This window comes from Nocardia farcinica, from assembly GCF_029867845.1.
GTDB lineage: Bacteria > Actinomycetota > Actinomycetes > Mycobacteriales > Mycobacteriaceae > Nocardia > Nocardia farcinica_A.
In genome coordinates this window covers 1-1,948 of record NZ_JARWRU010000951.1, presented here as the reverse complement: position 1 = coordinate 1,948, position 1,948 = coordinate 1, and the positions used below count along the sequence as shown (strand labels likewise).

Annotated in this window: 3 protein-coding genes; all 3 read right to left on the bottom strand. The window is 65.5% G+C overall.

Annotated elements, in window-relative coordinates:
- A partial coding sequence (locus QH283_RS20975; protein ID WP_280504681.1) for an ABC transporter ATP-binding protein occupies positions 1-904 on the bottom strand: 904 nt, incomplete at its 3' end.
- A 221-nt stretch (positions 905-1,125) separates the two neighbouring features.
- Positions 1,126-1,506 (bottom strand): 50S ribosomal protein L7/L12, encoded by a 381-nt coding sequence (gene rplL / locus QH283_RS20970; RefSeq protein WP_280504680.1) that lies wholly within the window; start codon positions 1,504-1,506, stop codon positions 1,126-1,128.
- 51 nt (positions 1,507-1,557) lie between these two features.
- Positions 1,558-1,948: 50S ribosomal protein L10 (rplJ, locus tag QH283_RS20965; protein WP_280504679.1), on the bottom strand; the 391-nt coding region annotated here is incomplete at its 5' end.

Below are 1,948 nucleotides of genomic sequence, written 5' to 3'. Positions count from 1 at the left end.
CCTGGCGGCGGGCCACGGCCTGGCGCACCGGCATGCCGGGGGTGGCGCGCATCTGCGGGATGATGCCCTCGACCTCTTCGGCGCCGCCGTGGTGGTGCCCGGCGTCGACCATGGCCTGCTCGCGGGCCATCTGCGCCTCGTCCTTCTCCTCGGACATGCCGATCGGTCCGATCATGCGGCCGTTGAGGAACTGCTTGACCACCGGCTCGTCCGAGGTCAGCAGCACCTCACGCGGACCGAACATCACCAGCTGGCGGCGGAAGAGCATGCCGATGTTGTCGGGCACCGTGCGCGCCAGGTTGATGTTGTGCGTCACGATCAGGATCGTCGCGTCGATCTGGGCGTTGATGTCGATCAGCAGCTGCGACAGATACGAGGTGCGCACCGGGTCCAGACCGGAGTCCGGCTCGTCGACCAGGATGATCTGCGGATCGAGCACCAGCGCCCGCGCCAGGCCCGCGCGCTTGCGCATACCGCCGGAGATCTCGCCGGGCAGCTTGCCCTCCGCGCCGAGCAGGCCGGTCAGCTCGAGCTTCTCCATCACGATCTGCCGAATCTCGGACTCGGACTTCTTGGTGTGCTCGCGCAGCGGGAAGGCCACGTTGTCGAACAGGTTCATCGAGCCGAACAGCGCGCCGTCCTGGAACAGCACGCCGAACAGCTTGCGGATCTCGTAGAGCTCCTTGTTCGAACACCGGGTGATGTCGGTGTCGCCGATGTAGATCGAGCCCCGCTCCGGCCGCAGCAGGCCGATCAGGGACTTCAGGAAGACCGACTTACCCGTGCCCGAGGGACCGAGCAGCGCGCTGACCTCGCCCGCGGGAATGGTGAGCGAGACATCCTGCCAAATACGCTGCGAGCCGAAGGACTTCGTCACGCCTTCTGTTCTGACCTCGACGCCCATGCAAACCTCCACAATTCTCGGCGAGCACCCACCGGTACACGGATGACACGGTGCGTCACATCACAGTGGGTTCGGTCACTCTAACTCATGGATGTGACGCGGACACCGGCACCTGACCGAACGGTAACCTCATGGTCCCGGAAATTGCGGACCGGCCTCGATAAATGCCGAACGGGCGGCCCCCGGAATGGGGACCGCCCGTGGGCGGTAATTCGGTGGAATTACTTGACGGTGACCTTGGCGCCGGCCTCTTCCAGCTTCGCCTTGGCGGCGTCGGCGGCCTCCTTGGCGACCTTCTCCAGGATCGGCTTCGGGGCGCCCTCGACCAGGTCCTTGGCTTCCTTCAGGCCCAGGCCGGAGACGATCTCGCGGACCACCTTGATGACCTGGATCTTCTTGTCGCCGGCACCCTCGAGGATGACGTCGAACTCGTCCTGCTCCGACTCGGCCTCGGCCGGGGCGGCACCGCCGGCGACGGCGGCGACGGCGACCGGAGCAGCCGCGGTGACCTCGAACTTCTCCTCGAACTTCTTGACGAAGTCCGACAGCTCGAGCAGGGTCATGTTGCCGAAGGTCTCGAGCAGTTCGTCAACGTTGGCCATTGTTGTTTCCTTTCGATTTAAAAGTATGAGGGTGGTTTTTATTCGCGGAAATTATTCCGCGCCGCCTTCGGCCCGCTTCTTCTCCTCGAGCGCGGCGGCCAGGCGGGCCACCTGCTGCGCGGGAGCGTTGAACAGACCAGCGGCCTTCGCCAGGTTGCCCTTCAGCGCGCCGGCCAGCTTGGCCAGCAGGACCTCGCGGGTCTCCAGGTCGGCGATCTGCTCCACCTCGGCGACGGACAGCGCGGCGCCGTCCATGTAGCCGCCCTTGATGACGAGAGCCTTGTTGTCCTTCGCGAAGGTCTTGAGCGCCTTGGCCGCGTTGACCGGCTCACCCGTGATGAAGGTGATCGCGGTGGGACCGACGAACAGATCGTCCAGACCCTCGACGCCCGCCTCCGCGGCCGCCCGCTTGACCAGGGAGTTCTTTGCGACGGAGTAGGTG

What these genes read in the sequence shown, in the direction of transcription:
- rplL (WP_280504680.1), bottom strand. Translation starts at nt 1,506, where the DNA reads ATGGCCAACGTTGACGAACTGCTCGAGACCTTCGGCAACATGACCCTG.